19 protein-coding genes are annotated in these 19,410 nt (G+C 68.9%); 6 read left to right on the top strand and 13 right to left on the bottom strand.

The features are described from left to right. Positions 1 to 42 precede the first annotated feature (42 nt). Both BQ2383_RS05125 and BQ2383_RS05120 read left to right on the top strand, forming a co-directional pair. Entirely contained in the window at positions 43 to 873 is an 831-nt protein-coding gene (locus BQ2383_RS05125; protein WP_091030572.1) for a PepSY domain-containing protein, read from the top strand. A gap of 122 nt (positions 874 to 995) precedes the next feature. After that, positions 996 to 1,223 carry an RNA-binding S4 domain-containing protein gene (locus tag BQ2383_RS05120; protein ID WP_091030570.1) on the top strand — a complete coding sequence of 76 codons (228 nt, stop codon included), beginning with the start codon at positions 996 to 998 and terminating at the stop codon, positions 1,221 to 1,223. Between the two features lie 9 nt (positions 1,224 to 1,232). Here BQ2383_RS05120 and BQ2383_RS05115 read toward each other — a convergent pair whose 3' ends face one another. Beyond that, positions 1,233 to 1,685, bottom strand: a complete 453-nt coding sequence (locus BQ2383_RS05115; RefSeq protein WP_091030567.1) for a hypothetical protein — start codon at positions 1,683 to 1,685, stop codon at positions 1,233 to 1,235. A gap of 98 nt (positions 1,686 to 1,783) precedes the next feature. Next, on the bottom strand, positions 1,784 to 2,407 hold the full coding sequence (locus tag BQ2383_RS05110) for a LysE family translocator (protein ID WP_091030564.1): 624 nt from the start codon (positions 2,405 to 2,407) through the stop codon (positions 1,784 to 1,786). Between the two features lie 98 nt (positions 2,408 to 2,505). Here BQ2383_RS05110 and BQ2383_RS05105 point away from each other — a divergent pair, with 98 nt between their 5' ends. Beyond that, complete coding sequence (locus tag BQ2383_RS05105) at positions 2,506 to 2,961, top strand: Lrp/AsnC family transcriptional regulator (RefSeq protein WP_029264299.1); 456 nt, start codon at positions 2,506 to 2,508, stop codon at positions 2,959 to 2,961. A 37-nt stretch (positions 2,962 to 2,998) separates the two neighbouring features. Here the strand turns inward: BQ2383_RS05105 and BQ2383_RS05100 are convergent, their stop codons facing one another. From BQ2383_RS05100 to BQ2383_RS05085, 4 genes are all read right to left on the bottom strand, one after another. After that, complete coding sequence (locus BQ2383_RS05100; protein WP_051662217.1) at positions 2,999 to 3,397, bottom strand: hypothetical protein; 399 nt, start codon at positions 3,395 to 3,397, stop codon at positions 2,999 to 3,001. Continuing rightward, positions 3,394 to 4,293, bottom strand: coding sequence for an RNA polymerase sigma-70 factor (locus BQ2383_RS05095; RefSeq protein ID WP_091030729.1), 900 nt, complete (start codon positions 4,291 to 4,293; stop codon positions 3,394 to 3,396). Before BQ2383_RS05095 ends, BQ2383_RS05100 begins: the two co-directional genes overlap by 4 nt. Positions 4,294 to 4,315: 22 nt before the next feature. After that, positions 4,316 to 5,086 carry an SDR family oxidoreductase gene (locus tag BQ2383_RS05090; protein WP_091030562.1) on the bottom strand — a complete coding sequence of 257 codons (771 nt, stop codon included), beginning with the start codon at positions 5,084 to 5,086 and terminating at the stop codon, positions 4,316 to 4,318. Positions 5,087 to 5,186: 100 nt separating this feature from the next. Then, a complete protein-coding gene (locus BQ2383_RS05085) occupies positions 5,187 to 5,777 on the bottom strand; it encodes a hypothetical protein (protein WP_091030559.1) in 591 nt (196 codons plus the stop codon). Between the two features lie 222 nt (positions 5,778 to 5,999). Between BQ2383_RS05085 and BQ2383_RS05080 the strand changes: the two genes are divergently transcribed. Further along, positions 6,000 to 6,737, top strand: a complete 738-nt coding sequence (locus BQ2383_RS05080; RefSeq protein ID WP_091030555.1) for an SDR family oxidoreductase — start codon at positions 6,000 to 6,002, stop codon at positions 6,735 to 6,737. Positions 6,738 to 6,804: 67 nt separating this feature from the next. On the opposite strand, the gene BQ2383_RS05075 is transcribed toward BQ2383_RS05080, so the two are convergent. From BQ2383_RS05075 to BQ2383_RS05065, 3 genes are all read right to left on the bottom strand, one after another. Further along, a complete protein-coding gene (locus tag BQ2383_RS05075; protein ID WP_244175899.1) occupies positions 6,805 to 7,743 on the bottom strand; it encodes an alpha/beta fold hydrolase in 939 nt (312 codons plus the stop codon). A 70-nt stretch (positions 7,744 to 7,813) separates the two neighbouring features. After that, positions 7,814 to 8,557 carry an alpha/beta fold hydrolase gene (locus BQ2383_RS05070; protein ID WP_091030548.1) on the bottom strand — a complete coding sequence of 248 codons (744 nt, stop codon included), beginning with the start codon at positions 8,555 to 8,557 and terminating at the stop codon, positions 7,814 to 7,816. 36 nt (positions 8,558 to 8,593) lie between these two features. After that, complete coding sequence (locus tag BQ2383_RS05065) at positions 8,594 to 9,544, bottom strand: alpha/beta hydrolase (protein ID WP_091030541.1); 951 nt, start codon at positions 9,542 to 9,544, stop codon at positions 8,594 to 8,596. Between the two features lie 208 nt (positions 9,545 to 9,752). Between BQ2383_RS05065 and BQ2383_RS05060 the strand changes: the two genes are divergently transcribed. After that, a complete protein-coding gene (locus tag BQ2383_RS05060) occupies positions 9,753 to 10,508 on the top strand; it encodes an SDR family oxidoreductase (protein ID WP_091030537.1) in 756 nt (251 codons plus the stop codon). Positions 10,509 to 10,606: 98 nt separating this feature from the next. Further along, on the top strand, positions 10,607 to 11,362 hold the full coding sequence (locus BQ2383_RS05055) for an SDR family oxidoreductase (RefSeq protein WP_091030532.1): 756 nt from the start codon (positions 10,607 to 10,609) through the stop codon (positions 11,360 to 11,362). A gap of 58 nt (positions 11,363 to 11,420) precedes the next feature. Here the strand turns inward: BQ2383_RS05055 and BQ2383_RS05050 are convergent, their stop codons facing one another. From BQ2383_RS05050 to BQ2383_RS05035, 4 genes are read right to left on the bottom strand one after another with little or no spacing between them, the layout of a single operon-like run. Continuing rightward, positions 11,421 to 13,940: an FG-GAP-like repeat-containing protein gene (locus BQ2383_RS05050; RefSeq protein ID WP_091030529.1), complete on the bottom strand. Its 2,520-nt coding sequence runs from the start codon at positions 13,938 to 13,940 to the stop codon at positions 11,421 to 11,423. 51 nt (positions 13,941 to 13,991) lie between these two features. Continuing rightward, complete coding sequence (locus BQ2383_RS05045) at positions 13,992 to 15,509, bottom strand: hypothetical protein (protein ID WP_091030526.1); 1,518 nt, start codon at positions 15,507 to 15,509, stop codon at positions 13,992 to 13,994. Further along, positions 15,502 to 18,078 (bottom strand): family 78 glycoside hydrolase catalytic domain, encoded by a 2,577-nt coding sequence (locus BQ2383_RS05040; protein ID WP_167381541.1) that lies wholly within the window; start codon positions 18,076 to 18,078, stop codon positions 15,502 to 15,504. The genes BQ2383_RS05045 and BQ2383_RS05040 overlap by 8 nt, the downstream gene beginning before the upstream one ends. Before the next feature lie 19 nt (positions 18,079 to 18,097). After that, positions 18,098 to 19,369, bottom strand: a complete 1,272-nt coding sequence (locus BQ2383_RS05035; protein WP_091030519.1) for an ABC transporter substrate-binding protein — start codon at positions 19,367 to 19,369, stop codon at positions 18,098 to 18,100. Between the last annotated feature and the right edge of the window lie 41 nt (positions 19,370 to 19,410).

Raw genomic sequence — 19,410 nt, 5'->3', positions numbered from 1 at the left:
GGCTTCAGGGAGGCTTCAGCGCCCGCGCGAGACCATCGGGACATGGACGACAAGACACCCACCCCGGACCAGACTCCCGACCAGACCCCCGCGAGCACCCCGGATGCGCAGACCGTCCCGGTCGCGCCCGCTCCCCCCGCCATGGCCCCGACCGCCGACGCCGGGCAGCACCCGACGTTCCCCGCGGCCGAGCCGGTCGCCACCCCCGCCGCATCCGAGGCCAAGCCCGGACGCAAGCGCGCCCTCCTCATCGGCGGCGGCATCGCTGCGGCCGTGATCCTCGCGGGCGGCGGCATCGCAGTCGGCGCGGCGATCGGCGACGAGTTCGGCGACGACGACGACCGCTCTTCGATGTCGGACGGCCCCCGTCACGACGAAGGAGCACCCCAGGGCGATCACGACGACGATCGACAGGACGACGACAGCACCTCGTCGAACGACCGCGGCCCGGTGACCGGCATCGGCACGGCATCGGCAGACGAGCTCATCGAGATCGCGGATGCCGCACGAGGCGCCGCCGAGGGCGAGGTCACGTCGATCGATGCGAAGCGCGACGGCACCTGGGAGGTGCAGCTCACGACGACCGACGGGACCGAGACCGACGTCCGCGTCGACGAGAACCTCGCGGCTTCCGTCATCGAGACCGATCCCGCTGACGGCGACGACACCGGTCCCGCGCTCACCCTCGACGACGCGGCGATCCGCTCGCTGGTCGATGCCGCGCTCGCCGAGGCCGACGGCATGATCACCGACCTCGATGTGGACGGCGACGACGTGAGCCCCTACGACGCGTCGGTCCTCACGTCGGACAACCGTTCGATCGACATCGACTTCAGCGCCGACTTCGCCGTCGTCGGAACCGACATCGACTGAGCCGAGGGCCTCGTCCCCCCGCCGTCCTGCGACGTCCGAAACGCCCGATGCCGCCGCCCCTCCCCGGGGGCGGCGGCATCGTCATGCGCCGGGGCGGACGCGGCGACGGCTAGCATTCAGGGATGAGCAACTCCGGACCGATCGACGACATCTCCATCGGCGGCGAAGTGATCCGCCTCGGACAGTTCCTCAAGTTCGCCGGCCTCCTCGACTCGGGCGGCAACGCCAAAGAGGTCATCATCGACGGGTATGTGACGGTCAACGGTGAGGTCGATCGCCGCCGCGGACGCCAGCTGCGCGACGGCGACCTGGTGTCGTTCGAGGGCCGAACGGTGCGCGTCCGTCCCTGATGCGGGAGCTCAGCGGATGTCGCCCGGCAGGATCTTCCGGACGGTCACGACGATCAGGGCGATCAGCAGACCGACCAGAGTCACATCGGCCACGATGTACGCGTAGTGCGCCCAGTTGGTCCCGGCGGCCGCGAGTCCCGCGATCACCAGATCGCTGCGCTGATTCAGCACGGGGCGGATGACGGCGACCTCGACGAGGTAGACGAGCCAGATCGCGCCGAGGATCCCCAGCGTCGCGCGCCCCGCCCGCGCGCGCACGCTCACCACGGTGAGGACGATCAGCACCACGCCCGCGAGCACGTTCAACGCCGTGAACACGAGCCGCCCGATGCCCAGTCCGATCGGGATCGTGACACCCGGCGCCAGGAACTTCAGCGGCGCCTCCAGGAACGAGAGGGCGATGATCGCGCCGAGCAGGAACGCCGGCAGCAGCAGACGGAGCGCCGTGGTGGTCCGTGCCATGCCTGTCACCGCTTCCCGTCGCCCACAGATGGATCCGCGTCCGACGCTACCCCGGCCCTGTGATCGAGGCGTCGCCGAGCACCGTGCTTAAACGCTGCTCACAACCACTCGAACACCTGCTCCACGAGGATTCCGACGCCGATGACGGTCATCGCGATGCCGGCGAGGCGGGTGACCAGCGAACTCGCGCGCGGCCGGGTGCGCAGCAGGCGGCGGGCGAGCAGTCCGACCGTCGTGTAGACGACGGCGGTGTTGAGCAGATGCAGTCCGCCGAGCGCGAGCATCTGCGTCGTCGACGACCAGCCGTCGGGACTCGTGAACTGCGGCAGCAGGGCGAGCAGGAGCAACAGTCCCTTGGGGTTGATGCCACTCACTCCCGACCCTCGCAGGAACTGCGACCATCCGCCGGTCGCGATCGGCTCCCCGCTCTCGGCGATCGGAGCCGGTCGGCTGGCGAGCGTCGTCGCGCCGAGGAAGATCAGGTAGAGCGCCCCGACCACGGTCAGGGTCGTGAGCGTGACCGGATACGCGGTGACGAGCGCGCCGAGCCCCAGCGCGACGGCGACAATGACGACCGTGTAGCCGGCGAGCATCCCGAGGATCGACGGCGCGATCGAGCGGGCCCGCAAGCCGGCCGAGATCGCGTACGCCCAGTCGGCGCCGGGGGTCAGCGCGAGCATGACCGCGACCAGCCAGAACTGCATGACCAGTGCGATATCCATCGGTCCTCCTCAATCCGAGGAAGAGACTACGAAGGATTCTGCGAAAGGTGCTTCGATTCTTCGCGTAGTCGCGACCGATTCCTGCAAGACTTGTCGCCATGGATGCACTTGACCGGGAGATTCTCTCGCTGCTGCAGGATGACGGCCGGATGAGCGCGACGAACCTCGCTTCGCAGGTCGGTCTGAGCCTCTCCGCCTGTCATCGACGGCTCAAGGAGCTGGAACAGTCCGGGGCGATCGAGCGGTACCGCGCGGTGGTGGCTCCGAAGGCGGTCGGGCTCACGTTCGAGGCCATCGTGTTCGTGACGATCGGGCGCACCGACAAGGACACCATCGTCGCGTTCGAAGAGGCGGTCGTGGCCATCCCCGCGGTCGCCGAGGCGCAGCGCCTGTTCGGCGACCCCGACTACATGCTGCGCATCCTCACCCGCGACATGAGCGCGTACCAGGAGCTCTACGACAGCACCCTCGGAGCGCTCCCCGGCGTGCAGCGGCTCACCTCGACCATGGTGATGAAGCGCCTCGGCGCCGACCGCGCGGTGCCGATTCCCTGAGGCACCGAGCGACGTCACCGCCGGCGGACGCGCTCCGCTATCGATTCCAGTGACGCAGCTTGTCGGGGTTGCACACGATCCAGATGTTGGACAGCAGACGTGATCGCATTTCCGCCGTGAGTGCGGCGACGACACGCTCGTCGCGGACGAGTGTGAGCCCGGGGACACCGTTGATCGATGCGGTAGCGATGAAGGTCCCCGGCGTCATCAGCGCACGCAGCTCCGCGGCAGCCGCCTCCGGCCCCGTCGCCGGCATCGGACCGGTTGGAACGTGACCGCCGCTGTCGATGACGACCTCGACCTCCGGGTGGAGCAGCGCCTGGATCGCCTCCTCGTCCAACGAGCAGAGCGCGCTCGCGAGCGACTCGACGGTGTCGACATCGGCAGCATCATGACGGCGCCGTCGCAGCCACGCCGGGTAGTGCTTGCGGGTCATGCGGTGACCGCGGTGACGTGCCCAAGCTTCTGCGGACTCATCACCCAGAGCAGCTGCAGGATGCCTTCGCTGGACGTGGTCACCGTGACCATGGTCGTGACCGTCCCGTTCTCGACGAGAGTGGCCGCGGGCTGGCCGTTCACCTGCACCCAGTCGATGGTCTTCCCGATCCAGAAGTGGTGCGCGAACGCCGCGACGAACTTCGCCACGCGCCCGCGACCCATCACGGGGATACGCGCAGCGAGCTTGACGCCGTTGCCATCGGTGTAGCTGACGACATCGGCGGCGAAGAGCGCCTCGAGCTCGTGCGCATCGCCCTTCTGAGCAGCCGTGAGGAACGCCTCGAGCAGGCGGCGCTGAGCCACCGGATCGACGTGGGCGTTGCGCGCCGACGACAGGTGCGCCCGCGCCCTGCTGACGAGTTGCCTCGCGCTCACGACGCTGCTGGAGATCACCTCGGCGATACGTGGGTACGGATAGTCGAACGCCTCGCGCAGGATGTAGGCCGCCCGCTCGGTCGGCGTCAGCTTCTCCAGCGTCAGGAGGATCGCGAACTGCAGCGCTTCGGCCCGCTCGGCACCGAGCGCCGGATCGTCATCCGTGTTCACCGGCTCGGGGAGCCACGGACCGATGTACGTCTCCCGCCGCGAGTGCGAGGACTGCAGCACATTGATCGAGAGGCGGGTGGTGATCGTCGTCAGGAACGCCACGGGCTCCTGGATCTTGCTGCGATCCGTGTTCTGCCAGCGGATCCATGTCTCCTGCACGATGTCCTCCGCGTCGGCGACCGTGCTCAGCATCCGGTACGCGATGCCGAAGAGTCGTCGGCGGTGCGTGTCGAAGATCCGTACTGCCTCGTCGAGGTCGGCGGCCTCGCCGAATCCGCTGTCGGCCATCGTCACGCCCTTCCCCCTGTCTTCATCGGAGTCCTGCGACAAGGCGTCGGCCTTCTTCGTGAACCCAGGTATCGAGGGTCGTGGACGCGAGACGCAGCGGAGACCGAGGAAGCAGCAGGTCTCCGGAGATGTTGAAGCCCAGGGTAGTGGTCTCCGCGTCCTCGACGACATAGCGCGGGTCATGGTCGACGCGGAGTACCCGACGCACGAAGTCCGGCAGAGGCATCTGCTCGGGGCCGCCGAAGTCGACCGCGCCGCCGAGCGGATCACCCATCGCCAGGTCGACGAGCGCTTCGGCCACGTCGGATGCCGCGACGGGTTGGACGGGCTTCGGTGGCAGATGCACGGTGTCCTGTGCGGTGTTCCACTCGGCGATCTGCCGCGCGAAGTCGTAGAACTGCGTGGATCGGAGGATGGAGTGGGCGATCGGCCCCGACCGCACGAGGTTCTCCTGCACGCCCTTGGCGGCGAAGTAGCCGTCTTCCCCGGCGTGATCCGCGCCGACGATCGACAGCACGACGTGGTGCTTCACTCCCGCGCGCTCCTCCGCCTCCAGCAGACGCTGCGTCGTGGTCTCGAAGAACTCGCGTGCGGCGGCACCCGACACGTCCGGGGCGTTGGTGACGTCGATGACGGCATCCGCGAACTCGAGCGCCGCATCGAGGCCCTGCCCCGTGCGCGCATCCACGCCGCTCGCCGGCGCAGCCACCACGACCGCCTGAGCTCGACGTTCGAGTCTCTCGACGACCATCCGGCCCACTTGGCCGGTCCCACCCAACACGACGATCCGCATCTCGCTCGCTCCGTTCCTGGGTCCCGCGCCGTGCGCGCAGGGGGTTCTCCTCAACAGTGACCGGACAGCACCTCGAAGTGTGACAACAGTCAGAGAACTTTCACGTGGCGGCCCGGATCCGTCGTCGTTCGTAGATCAGGGTCGCGGTCAGCAGGAGCGCACCGATGACGATGCCCGCGGTCTGGGCGGGCAGCTCGGAGACGGAGAAGACACCGACGAGCACCAGGGTCACGAGGGCACCGCCGAGGACGGCATTCACCGCGCCGACCATGCTGGCCATGGTGAACAGGAACGAGGACCGCGCGTACCGCACCCCGAGCTCGCCGGACTGGGGCGTGTCGAGCGCGATCAGCTCGGGACCCCGCGGATGCAGGCTGACGAAGTATGCGCGGATCCGCTCCATGCGTCGACGCGCAGTGATGTTCTCGACGCTCGTGTCGACGAGTCTCACGACCGTGAACCATCCCAGCGCGAAGATCGCCGGAAGGACGGTGAACGCGAGAATTCCGATCAGGGCGGGCGAGTTCGCGGCGAACCCGATGGCCACCAGACCGCTGGACAGGGTCGACAGGTAGATGGAGCTGCGCGTTCCCGCTTCGCTGATCGTCGAGCTCGCCGCCGACTGCAGCACGAACAGTTCCGTCCCGACCGCGCTGTTCAGGGCGGAGAGGTCGGGCGTCTCATCGGTCATGATTCGCGCCGTCGCTCGGCGTCGGTGAGGGAGAATGCCTGCTCGCTGATGGTCGACATGTTCACCTTCCGGATCGTGGGGCGCGATATCGCCCTGTCCACAGCAGAGACCGGGCGGGGGACCCGGTTGTGACAGGCCTTGAGCGAACAGCCCCTCCGAGGTGTCACAGGGCGAAGTGGTTCGCGGTCACATTGGTGTCCGAGAAAAGATCAGGAGAAGCAGATGGAAAGCAGTCTCAGAAGCAAAGTCGTGCTCGTGACCGGTGCGTCGTCGGGAATCGGCCGGGCCACCGCGCTCGCCATGTCCGGTGCCGGAGCACTCGTGGTGGCGGCCGGGCGTCGTGCAGAACGCCTGCAGGCGCTGGTCGAGGAAGCGCCGGGAGAGATGGTGGCCATGGAGTTGGATGTGACCAGCCCGGACTCCGTGGACCGGGTGGTCTCCGCGGTCGTCGCCCGTTTCGGCCGGCTCGACGCCCTCGTGAACAACGCGGGTCTGATGCTCGCCGGCATGATCCTGAATGCGGATACGAACGAGTGGGTGCGGATGGTGGAGACGAATCTGCTGGGTTCGATGCGTGTCGCCCATGCGGCTCTCCCTCACCTCATCGAGTCACGCGGCTCGTACGTGCAGGTGTCTTCGACATCGGGGCGCATCGCGTCAGCCGGCGCCGCCGCCTACTCGGCGACGAAGTTCGGCATCACCGCGTTCGCCGAATCCTTCCGCCAGGAAGCCACGCCGTACGGGGTGCGGACGATCGTCGTGGAGCCGGGCTTCGTCGCCACGGAGCTGACGGATCACACCACCGACCCGGTGATGCGCGAGGCGGCCGATCGCATCGGCGAGTCGATGCGCACCCTCCAACCCGAGGACATCGCGGCGGCCGTCGTGTACGCCCTCGGACAGCCCGAGCATGTGGCAGTGAACGAGATCCTGGTGCGGCCCACCGATCAACTGCACTGAGGACCACGGCTCCCTCCGTGTCGCGAATGGTGCGCCGCCGTCGTCCTGACGGCGGCGCACCTTCAGCTCACGGAGTCCCCGCGCCGTCCCCCGGCGGCTCGGCGACGTCGGCCACCGCCTCGGCGAACGCGTGGGGCGCCTCGGCCGGGAGGTGATGCCCCGCGTGTGGGATACGTCGATGCTCGCGCGGCCCGGTGAACAGGTGGGACTGCGGCGTGCCGTCGGTCGCCGGGAAGTTGCCGTCCGCCTCGCCGTCCAGCGTGATGGTTGGGACGCTGATGGGCGGCGCCGAGGCCAGCGCGTGCTCGAGGTCTTCGTACTTCGGCGCCCCCGGTGCGAGTCCGAGCCGATGACGGTAGGAGTGGATCACCACGTCGACGTAGTCGGGGTTGTCGAACGCGGCGGCGGCACGATCCATCTCGGCATCGCTGAACGCCCACTCCGGCGAGTTGCGGCGCCAGATCACGTCGGCGATCTCGCGCCGGTTGGCGTCGAGCCCTCGGCGTCCGCGATCGGTGGCGAAGTACCAGAAGTACCAGAATCCGGCTTCCAGATCCGGACGGATCGGCGTCTGCGAAGCGGCGATGTTCTGGATGAGATACCCGTTCACCGAGACGAGGCCCGAGATCCGCTCGGGCCACAGCGCCGCGACGACGCAGGCGGCGCGCCCGCCCCAGTCGTACCCGGCGAGGACCGGCTCGTCCAGGTCGAGGGCGTCGATGAACGCCAGGAGGTCGGACCCGAGCGCCGCCTGCTCTCCGGTCCGAGGTGCGTCCCGATCGCGGAACCGTGTGTCGCCGTGGCCGCGCAGATACGGGACGATCGCCCGGTATCCCGCTTCGACGAGCATCGGCGCGACTTCGACATAGCTGTGCACGTCGTACGGGTAGCCGTGCAGGAGCACGACGGGATCCGCCTGCGGATCGCCGAGGTCGAAGTAGGAGACGGAGAGGTCTCCCGCATCGACACGGCTGGCGGCGGGGAACGGTGAGGGGGCAGTGGTCATGGTCATTCCTTCTCTGGCCGATGGTGCGGCGCCCCGCACCGCGGCGGCAGTGCGGGGCGCCGCGGTCATGTCAGGCCGCGCTCGACGTCTGACTCGCGACGTACGCTTTGCCCGCGGAGGCGATGACCTCGGCGACGATGTCGGGGTTCGACACCAGGGCGGCGTGCGATGCCCCCGCGATCTCACGCGTCCCCTGCGAGGAGGCGCGCTCCGCACCGGCGCGGAAGACGGCGACGGGGATGTTGAGGTCCTGGTCGCCGAACACGTGCCAGGACGGGATGCTCTTCCAGGCCGGGTTCGCGGCGGTGACCGCATCCGAGAGCGCCGCCTCTGTGACGGGGCGCTGGGTCGCGGCCATGAGTGCGGCGACGTCCTCCGCCACATCTGCCGCGAACTGGTGGTGGAAGGCTTCCGTGCGAATGGCGAGCTCGTTGCCGCCGGTCGCCACCGGGTAGGCGGTGAGCGTCTCGCCGAGGGTGCTTCCCGGTGCGCTGCTCGACAGGTCGAGAGCGCTCTGGCCGGTCTCCGGGACGAACGCCGAGACGTAGACGAGACCGACGACGGCAGGGTTGTCGGCCGCGGCCTCGGTGATCACGATGCCGCCGTAGGAGTGGCCGACGAGGATGACGGGTCCGCCGATGGAGGCGATCACGTCGCGCACGTAGGCGGCGTCGACGGCGAGGCTGCGCAGCGGGTTCGCGACCGCGACGACCGTCACGCCGTGGCTCTGCAGCCGGCCGATGACCGCATTCCAGGAGGCGGATTCGGCGAACGCGCCGTGGACGAGGACGATGGTGGGCTTCTCGATGGACATGGTGTCTTCTTTCTTCTGGGGTGGGGTCGTGCGGGGTCAGGCGGCGGTCAGGGCTTTGCGGAGCACATGGATGGCCTGCTCGATGGCGGCCGTGGTGGCGGCGGAGCTGCGCAGCGGGTTGAGCATCATGAAGTCGTGGATCGTGCCGTCGTAGCGCACGAGGGTCGTCCGCACGCCGGCCTCGATGAGCTTGCGGCCGTACGCCTCCCCCTCGTCGCGGAGCACATCGTTCTCGTCGACGATGAGCAGGGTCTCCGGCAGCCCCTCGAGTTCGCTGATCGGGGCGCGCAGCGGGGAGGCGGTCACGTCCTTGCGGGCTTCCACGTCGGGGAGGTAGCAGTCCCAGAACCAGGCCATCGCATCGGCGCGCAGGTGGTAACCCTCGGCGTACTCGCGGTAGCTCTCGGTGTTCTGGCCGGCGTCGGTGACCGGGTAGTACAGCGACTGGTGAAGGAAGACGACGTCACCGCGCCGCTTGGCGAGGATCGCCACGACGGCGGCCATATTCCCGCCGACCGAGTCTCCGGCGATGGCGAGCCGGGACGCGTCGAGGCCACTACTCGCACCGTCGTCCATGATCCATCGCGCTGTGGCATAGACCTGCTCGATGGCGACGGGGTGGTGCACCTCCGGCGAGCGGTCGTACTCGACGAAAACGATCGCCGCTTCCACGCCGTTCGCGAGTTCACGCACCAGACGGTCGTGCGTGCCGGAGTTGCCCAGCACCCAGCCGCCGCCGTGGACGTAGAGCACGACGGGGAGGTCACCAGTCGCGCCGGCGGGCTTGACGATGCGCACCTGCACGTCGCCGACCTCCGCAGGGACGGTGATCCACTCGTCGGCGACGTCAGCTTTCGCGATGGGGCCGGCCTGGACGTCGTCCAGCAGTGTGCGCGCGCCGTCGACGCCGAGGTCGGCGAGGAACGGGGGCTTTCCCGCGGCATCGGCGAAGGCCCGGGCTTCGGGCTCGAGTACATGGTCGGTCATGACAGGTCCTCTCGTGTGGGGTCGAGCCGGTTCGGATCGTCGCCGATCATGTGGCTCATGCAAGACAGGACCAGGTGAGGCCGAAGAATGTGACGACATCTTCGGAGCCGGTCGGCCACCCGTCGGTCGGTGTCACAACCGGTGCGCCTGCGCGGTCATGTTCGTACGGAGAGGATCCGGAACGGGCAATCGGCAACGAGGGAGAGACATGAGAATCACGGTCATCGGCGGAACGGGATTGATCGGAACGAGGCTCGTCCGCACGCTGCGAGCGAGCGGACATGATGTCGTCGCCGCCGCTCGCGCCACCGGCGTCAATTCATACACGGGCGAAGGACTGGAGGATGCTCTGACCGGCGCGGACGTCGTCGTCGACGTCTCGAACTCCTCGTACACCGACGAGGAGGCCGCCCGCGACTTCTTCTACACCTCGACGATGAACCTGCTCACCTACGGCGAGGCCGCCGGAGTCCGCCATCACGTCGCACTCTCCGTCGTCGGCACCGACCGTCTGGCCCGTGCGGAGGGCGGTTACTTCGTGGCGAAAGAGCAGCAGGAGCGGATGATCGTCGAGTCGCGACGCCCATACTCCCTCGTGCACGCCACCCAGTTCTTCGAGTTCATCCGCAACATCACCGACCAGGCGGCGCGCAGCGGCGCCGTCCGTGTCGCGGATGTGCTCGTGCAGCCGATGGCCGCCGACGATGTCGCCGAAGCGGTCGCTCGCACGGCCGTCGGCGAACCGCTCTTCGGCATGGTGGAGTTCGGCGGTCCGGAGGTCTTCAGCCTCGAACAGATCGCCGCCCAGGATCTCCGGGCCCGGCAGGACGAGCGTGAAGTGGTCGCGGACCCTCTCGGCACCTATTTCGGAGCGCGTCTGCAGAACCGCGATCTGCTCCCCGAAGCGACCGCGACGATCGCTCCCACGAGGTACCACGAGTGGCGTATCGCGGCGACCGTCTGAAGACCAGACCGTGCGCGATGGCATCCGTCACAACGAGGGCTGCCACTCGGTCATAGCTGATGGGCACCCCTTCGGCGCCCCGGAAAGGAAGGCATGAAATGGCAAAGATCGTCGTCATCGGAGGAACCGGCCTCATCGGTTCGAAGGTCGTCGCGAAGCTGAGCGAGCACGGCCACGAGGCCGTCGCCGCCTCTCCCAACACCGGCGTCAACTCGCTCACCGGCGAAGGACTCGCCGAGGTCCTGGTCGGCGCGAACACGGTCGTCGACGTCTCCAACTCGCCGTCGTTCGAGGCCCAGGACGTCCTGAAGTTCTTCACCACCTCCACGCGCAACCTGCTGGCAGCCGAGGCGGAGGCGGGCGTGACCCACCACGTCGCGCTCACCATCGTGGGCACGAACCGCCCGCAGCACATCGACTACTTCGCCGCGAAGGTGGCGCAGGAGCAGCTCATCCGTGAGTCGGGCATCCCGTACTCCCTCGTGCACGCCACGCAGTTCTTCGAGTTCGTCGGCAGCATCGCCGATATCTCGACGGAGGGCGACACTGTGAGCCTGCCGGGCGCGCTGATCCAGCCCATCGCAGCCGAGGACGTGGCGACCGCCGTCGCGCGCGCTGCGGCGGGCGAACCGGCCGGCGACGTCGAGATCGCGGGCCCCGAGGCCATGGGCATGGACGAGTTCGCCCGGCGCGCGCTGACGTTCCGTGGCGACGCCCGCACGGTGGTCCGCGACGACACCGCTCCGTACTACGGCGCCGTGATCGAGGAGCGCACCCTCATCCCCGTCGAGGGCGCGCACATCTTCGAGACGACTCTCGAACAGTGGCTGCCGCTGAACCCGCCCCGCAAGTAACAGACCGCACCACGTAGCGGGCACCCTCCTCGACCGAGAAGGGTGCCCGCTTCGTCGCCTACTGGTAGGTGACCGTCGCGTCCCACGCCGTCGTGTCGTACGCCGCGGTGGAGCGCGCCTGGGTGACGAACTCCAGACGGTCGCCGGCCGCGACCGTCACCGGCACCCGGAACGTGCGCGCCGCGGCAGTCGTCAGAGTGATGCCCGTCGTGCCGGTCGGCCAGATCTGAGTGTTGTTCTTGAGGATGCGCACGACCACTCCGTCACCACCCGCCTGCGGCTTGGAGACGACCCCTGTGACCACCGTGCTGCCCGCAGTCGGGGCGACATAGACGCGCGCGGCATCGGCTCCGACATCCGGATGCTGTGCGTCGGACCGGACCATGGTCCAGGTGGCCGTCCCCTTCCACCGGGTGTTGGCGGCATCCCACGTCATCGGCGCGATCACTCGTGAGCCGCTCGGATAGGTCCACTGCTCGTACGACCACCCTCCGGCGCCCTGGGTGCTGGCGAAGTCGGACTTCGCATGATGCACGGCGTCCGGATGCTTCAGCTGGCGCACGAAGTCCTTCGTCATGTTCCAGTACATCGAGTTGTCGATCACGCCGTCGGTGTTGGTCCACTTCTCGGCGGGTGCCACGAGACCGCTCGTGTCGGCGATCTGCACCGATGTCTCCTCGGCGAACTCGTTGAACGAGTTGATCACGACGCTCTCGGGCGGGGTCGGCCGGTCGAGCACCCGCCGCCACGTCTTCTCGATGTAATAGAGCCCGTTCTGACGCGAGACCGGGGTGTAGCCGGGCACGTTGTTGTTCCACCCGGGCATGGTGAGCATCACCTCGTCGTTCGACGGCGAGCCGTCGGGGCCGAGCTGCCAGCCGTACTCACCCGGCAGCGCGCTCGAAGCGAAGCGCACGGTGAAGTGGTTCGACGCGCTCTTGTCACCCGTGTAGGAGCGCCACGCGTTCTGCGTCGAGACCGGCGCGTAGACCACGAGCAGCGGCTTCCCGTCGACTTCGTGGTAGTGCTCGGGACCGCCGATCGCGGGGTCACCGGCGAACTCGGCCCAGGTCTGCGCCGCTTCCTGCTCGATCGTCACGGGGGTGCCCGTCCACTGCACCCGGCCGATGGCGAAGGCGTATCGGATGTCGCGTTTCGCGGGTTGCGCGTTGTGCACCGCGATGCGCGCCGCGACGTCGGCCGCCCGGTTGAGGATGGCACCGCTGACGTTGTTCAGACCGTTCGTCTCGTCGAGCAGGAGCCAGTCGATCTCCGCACCGGAGATGGTGTTCAGGTGCTCGTCGATCACCGCCGAGTTCCCGCTGTCGTACGTCTGGTAGCTGCCGAGGGTGTACGGGACGTACCGGATCGCCGGCTTGCCGGGGAATCCCGCCCAGGTGTTGGTGGAGACGCTGTCCGCCGAGCGATATCGCAGAGCGTTCCAGGTTCCGCCGCCGACTCCGGCGGTGAAGGCGACGGTCGCCTTCCAGCCGTAGCGGTCACCGGTGATGTTCCCCTGCAACAGACGCGTCGCGCCCACCCCGAACCCCGTATGCAGCGCGATGTTCTCCGGCGAGATGGCCTTGAGCGCGCGGTCGTACTCGCGGCCCATCAGGTCGCCGCCCACGCCGTCGCCCGTGACGTCGGCGTGGAAGTAGACGTAGGGCTCCGCGTAACCGTCGCCGTTGCCGTCCGTGACGAACTGGTCGTTCGATCCGATGCCGTGCGTGGTGGTCCACGCGGCGGGGGCTCCGAACGCGGTGCCGGTCGACGGGGTCGTGTACCAGGACCCGTCCCACGCGGCGAAGTACACCGCATCCGCCTTGCCGTCTCCCGTCGTGTCGGCGAGGAACTGGCGGGTCGTGTTACCGCCGAAACCGGTCCGCCAGGTCGTGAGGGCGGCGAAGCCGGTGCCCGATGAGGCGCCGGCGTGCCACGTGCCACTGTTCACCGCTCCGGAACCGTTGGTGAAGGTGGCGAGATCCGCGCGGCCGTCTCCGGTCACGTCGGCGACGAAACGTGCATTGGCGCTCGCCCCGGTGTTCGCCCTCCAGAGCGTGTACTGCTGGAACGACGTCCCCGACGAGAGCGCGACATACCAGTCGCCCGGCTGCCCGTCGCCGTTGCCGTCAGTGGCGAAGTACGCGACCGCATCCGCGCGGCCGTCACCGTTGACATCGGCCATGAAGCGCTCACTCGACCCGGCTCCGTGGCCGGACACCCAGGCGGTCGCGGCCGCGAAACCGGTGCCCGTCGAGAGCCCCACCCTCCACACACCCGTGGCATCGAACGTGACGGCGTCGTCCTTTCCATCGCCGTTCACATCGGCGAGGAACTGGCTCGCACTGGAGGCGCCGTGGCCCGTCGCGGAGGTGATCGGCAGTGCAGGGACCTTCGAGTACCAGGTGGCGTACCAGATGCCGACATTCGGCGTAGCGGCCGCGGTCGCGGTCGCGCCGGAGGTGGTGGCGTCGGTGGCCGCATCGACGGCGCCATCCGCGGCGACAGCGGGCGACACTGCGCCCGTGGCCACGAGCGCGACCGCGGCGAGCGCCCCGATCAGATTGCGATATCTCATGTGTGCTCTCCTTTGAGCGTCCGGCATCGGTGCCGGTCCGGTGTTCGGCTGTTATCGACGCCGCCCGTCGACGTCGAGAGTGAGGATCAGGCGGGGGCCGGCCACGCCGAGGAAGGTGCCCGCGAAGTCGGTGAGCGGCCGCGGCGGCGCGTCGGGATCGTGGGCATCGCGCACCAACAGCACCGGACCCACCCGCTCGACATCCGCTTCGGTGAGCTGTTCGCGGTGCGGCGAGAAGACGAGCTCGACGACCGCGGTCGCCCCGATCCGAGCCGGGAGGGTCACGGTGCGAACCACGTCTTCGACGGCGATCTCGATCACGAACTCCCCGGTCGTCTCCGGCGCTTCGACGACCGTGAAACCGACCGTCGTGTCTGCGGGGTAGCGCGTCTCCTGGCGGATGCGCCAGACGCCGGCGTCCGTGTGCACCACGTGCGTGCCGGGGTACAGGTCGGTGACCACCAACACCTCCCCGTGCAGCCGGGCTGCGGTCTCCCGAGCCTCGAGCAGCCCGATCGCCCCGCGGATCGTGCAGCACCAGTGCGCATCGGGTTCGACCGCCGCGAGGATCGGATCGCTCGCGGTGGCGATCGTGTCGAGCCCGAAGCTGCCGTCGAGGCGCTCGGCGAAGGACAGCCCGTTGTGCGCGATGCGGGCGGCATCCACTCGGTACCGGCCATCGCCGGTCAGCTCGTGGAGGGATCCCGCGACGCCGATCGAGTCGACGATCGCGCACGGCTCCGTCCAGCTGTCGGGGCGGCCGAACCAGTTGAAGGTGGCGTGATTGAGCGTGCGCCCCTCGCGCGCATACGTGTCATAGAGCACGGTCGCGACATCGGCGGCCTGTGCGTCGCCGGTCGCGACCGACCAGTCGGCGAGGTTGCGGGCGGCGGCGAGCACCGCGTGCAGCTGGGCCCGGTGCGCGACGACATCCAGGGTGCTCACGGTCTGCGTCAGTTCGACGATGAGATCGGCGAGATCGGAGCGCCCGCTGAGGAGAGCCGCCGGCACGAGCGCGTTCAAGGACAGCAGCACGCACCACACGTCGCTCGAGACGGCCCACCCGTCGATCACCTCGGTGGCGGTGCCCGATGGCGCACCGCCGTAGGTGGGGACGACGCGCGCCCACGGATAGTCGCGGCGCCGGAGAGCCGGGGCGATGAGCGCGTCGATCACGCGGAACGCGGCCCTCCGGGAGCGTTCGTCGCCGGCGACGTGGAAGAACTGCAGCAGCCCCGCGGCCACCCACCCATGGCAGGCGACCTGCTGCTCATCGCTGACCTCCCCGACCTCGGGGCCGAGATACCCGCGCGGCACGAGCGCATCGAGCATCGCCTCGTTCAGTTGCGTCGCACGCTCGAGGGTCGGCATTCCGGCCCGCGCGTACCGGGAGAGCGAGAGCAGCAGGCGCCCGGCGAGGTCTCCCGGCCAGTCGCTCTCGAGAGTGCTCCGCATCACGTCGGCCACCTCGTAGTCGTCGCGCAGCAGCCTCTGCACCGAGGCGCGGAGCGCGTGATCCTCCTCGAGTGCCGACACGAAAGCCGGCGTGCCGGAGCGCACGTCAACCATGAGCGCTCACCTCCGCCGCAGCCATGACCGTGTCGGCGTCGTCTGCGAGGTACACGTGCGTACCGGGGCCGACGTCATGCGGCGCGACGCCCGGGATCAGCACCCTCGCCTGCCCGTCGACCGGAATCTCGATCTCCACACGCACGTGCGGCCCTTCCCGGTGCCATGCCACCCGGTAGGTGCCGCGCACCGAGTGGTAGACCGATGCGGCGCTCGGCACGTCGGCCAGGAAGGTCGGAGAGATCACCGCTGACCGCCACGCGATGGAGGTCGGACTTTGACGAAGACCCGCGACATCGCTCTGCAGCCAGTGGTCGATCATCCCGAGCATGAAGTGGTTGTTGGAACCCTCGCCGACGGTGAGCCTCTCGGCCGACCAGGTCTCCGCGAGGGCGGTCACCCCGCGCGAGAGCTGCATGCCGTATCCGGGAACATCGGTGCGCGAGATCGTGCGATGCACGAGCTCGGCATGACCGCGCCGGTGCAGCAGATCGACGAGCAGCGCGAAGGTGACCTCGCCGACGGTGAACGCGTCGCCGTCGGCAGCGATGCGCTCGAGCAGCGAGGCGAAGAAGGCGTCGGATGCCGCGCCGTCACCGCGCTTCTCGGCGATGTCCGTGAGGATCACGAGCTCGGTCTGACTGGCATCGGCGCCGGGAGCCTCGTGCCGCCGGAGCGCGTGGAGCACGGAACCCGCCAGCGCCCGGAGCTCCGACGCCCACGCCTGCTCGCCCACGATCTCCGCGATCACCTCGGCGGACTCGAGCACGCGCAGGAACCCGTGCGAGGCCACGAGTTCGCGGGGGGCCGAGGCGTCGATGGCGATCCAGTCGCCGAGGCCGAAGTCGATCAGCCCCGCCACCTGACGGCTTGCGAGATAGGCGACGTACGCCTTCATGGCAGCGACGTTGTCTTCGAGCACGCGTCGGTCGCCGTACTCCCGGTAGTGCGCGAGCGGGAGATGCACGATGACGCCACCCCAGTTGACGTCGAAACGGAACGCATCGTCATCGTCGAGGTAGGCGTGTCCGCTGAAGTCGACGAACTCGGGGACCGTATTCGGAATGGCCCCGGAGGGCAGCTGGGCCGTCCTCGCGTGATGCAGCATGTCGCGCAGGTGCGCTTCGACGTCGTAGCCGCGCGCGATCGCGTCGAAGCAGAAGTGCAGCTGCTCCAGCCAGCCGAGCTTCTCGCGGTGCGGGCAGTCGGTGAAGACGCTGTGCATGTTCCCCTGCACGGCGCGGTCGATGACCTCGTGCAGTCGCTGGAGGAACGGATCGCCGCTCGTGAAACCGCCGGCGCGCGCGTTGGCGGCCCGGATGACGTGAGCGGAGACTTCGATCCCCGCGCTGGGTCCTCGGAGCTCGACGTACCGGAAGCCGTGATACCCGAACCGGGGCGACCACGAGCCGGCTGTTCCCGCCGGTATGCGCACGCTGTCGAAGATCGGCGTTCCCGTGCTGTCCTGGTCGACGCCGTCGCCGCTGATCAGCTCGGCGGGGTGCAGTTCCACGACACGGTCCTCCGCGGCTGGCTGCCACCGGACCTCGGGCATGCCGGCGACATTGACCCCGAAGTCGACGACACGTCCGCGCGAGCCCTCCCAGGCGGCGCTCGCCTCCCGCGTCTCCACCACGGCGAGGGGCGGATGCTCCGGCCACCAGATCTTCGGAGAGGGGGCGCCGGCCGCGACCGCGACCGCGTCGGTGCCGTGCTCCCACGGTTCGGGGACACCCGCGTCGTAGTCCTCGCCGCCATACCAGTGCGCGGCGAGCGTCGCGCCGCGGCCGGTGCGCGTGTGCCCCGCCATGCTCGTCGTGACGCGGGGGCTCGCTCCGAACTGCTCGATAGCGGCGAGCAGCCGTGGCGCCTGATGCTGCGCGGCGAACTTTCGGTAGCGCGCGGGGTCGTCCGAGATCCAGTACGGCCCCGATGCCATCTCGATCGTCACCGTGTGCGACCCCGGGGCGAGCAGGCCGAGGTCGTGCGTCGCCGCAGACGCCTCCGTACGCAGGTCGCTGTAACCGGGGCCGAGCAGGCCGTCGCGTCGCAGACGTCCGTCGACGCGCACCTCGACCACCCCGGCGGCTGCCAGGTGAAGGAGCGTGCGGGTGTCGGAGGCGTGGGACTCGATGTCGAAGGCGAACCACACCGTGCGGTCATCGCCCTCGGCGCGAGCGCGCGCCACCTCGGGATGGGCGACCCACTGCGCCCCCGTCGATTCGAGATCGGGGGCGGTGGTGAAGCCGCGCGGGGCATCCCACGCGATTCGACCTTCTCGCCGCACTCCCACCCGCCACTGCACGAGCCGGCCTGCCGGTCGGGGCAGCACGATCGACCGCGCATCGGCGCTCAGCACGTGCAGGTGATCGGTGGCCGAGTCGCTGTCGAGCTCGACGACGATGAGGTCGTCGGGCCGCAGCGGCTGGTCGGCACTCCAGCTCAGACGCACCGACGTCGAGTCGACCCCGAGTGGAGAATCGAGCCCGTTGACGCGCAGGCGGGAAAAGGTGTTCGGCATCAGCTCGTTCTCCGTGAGGACGGGCAGCGCGGGTGGCGGGCCGGTCACGGCCCGCCACCTCACGTGCTCAGTTGTCGGCGAGGTCCTTGGCGAAGGCCGCATCGAGCCGTTCGGCCGCGACCTCAGGCGAATCGGAGCCGAGGATGACCGTCTGAGTCACCTCGTTCAGTTCGAGCTGGGTCGCCGTCCCCGGCCATCCCTGGTCGGGCCAGGTCGCCGTCTTGCCCGACACGACATACTCGAGCACCGTCGCCTGGTTCGGGCTGTCCGGCGAGAAGGAGTCGTTCGGGAGCGAGGGCGCCCCCTTCGACGCGGTCGCGTAGGCGTTCTGCGCATCCGCCGTCGCGAGGAAGTCGATGAACACCTTCGCGGCATCCTGGTTGTCGGACTTGGCGTTGATGCCGAAGCCCGAGGAGTCGGCGGCGGCCAGGTAGTTGTCACCCGAGTCGTCGACCGGGAACGGGGCGATCGAGAAGGTCGTGCCCTCCGGAGCCACGTCTTCCAGCGACGTGGTGTCCGAGAACGCGAACGTGGCGAGCGCCTGACCGGTGGCGACCTGCTCGAACGAGACGTTCCACTCCGTGCCGGTCGGCCCCTCGTTGAAGCAGCCGGCGGCGAGCATCTCCTGCTGCATGGCGAAGGCGTCGACCCATTCCGAGTCGGCGAAGGACTGGTCGCCCGCGATCTGCTCGACGGTGAAGTCGGGGTTCGGGCCATAGAGGAGCGGCGCCAGCATGGCGTAGCTCGGGATCGAGCTGCCACCCTTGAGGAACATCGTGTACGCGACCTTGCCGTTGTCCTTCGCGGCGGCGCACAGGTCGAGCACCTCGGAGTAGGTCTCGGGAATCTCGAGGCCGAGCTGCTCCATCGTCTGGTCGTTGTACACGGGCCCGAGGCCGAGCGCGCCGATCGGCACCGACAGCAGCTTGTCGTCGTTGCTGAAGAGGTTGTTCTGCGTGGGCGACAGCTCGCCCGCCCATTCGGCCCCGCTGAGGTCGACGAGCTGGCTGGCTTCGTCGAGCGGAACCACGCTCACGACGTTGCCGGCGCCGGGGAAGGTGCGGATCACGTCGGCGGCGGTGCCGGCGGCGAGACCCGTGCGGAGGAAGGTGGGATAGTCGCTGCCACCGTCCTGGATCTCGACGGTGATGTCGGGGTGGGCCGCCTCGAACTCTTCGACGACCGCCTCCAGCGGAGCGACGTTGTCGGTGGCGATGGTGAGCGTCTTCTGGTCGCCGGTCGATCCCGTGTTCGTGGGTTCGTCTGACGTCGAGCAGGCGGTGAGGGCCAGGACGGCGACGATGCCGACAGCCGCCGCGGGTGCACTGCGTTGTAACATGCGGGTTTTCCTCTCGGGTGGGGCAGGGTGGGGCAGGGGGG

Origin of the sequence: Microbacterium oxydans (genome assembly GCF_900095745.1) — a bacterium.
GTDB lineage: Bacteria > Actinomycetota > Actinomycetes > Actinomycetales > Microbacteriaceae > Microbacterium > Microbacterium oxydans_B.
The sequence above is the reverse complement of the archived record's forward strand: the minus strand, read 5'-3'. Positions and strand labels throughout refer to the sequence as shown.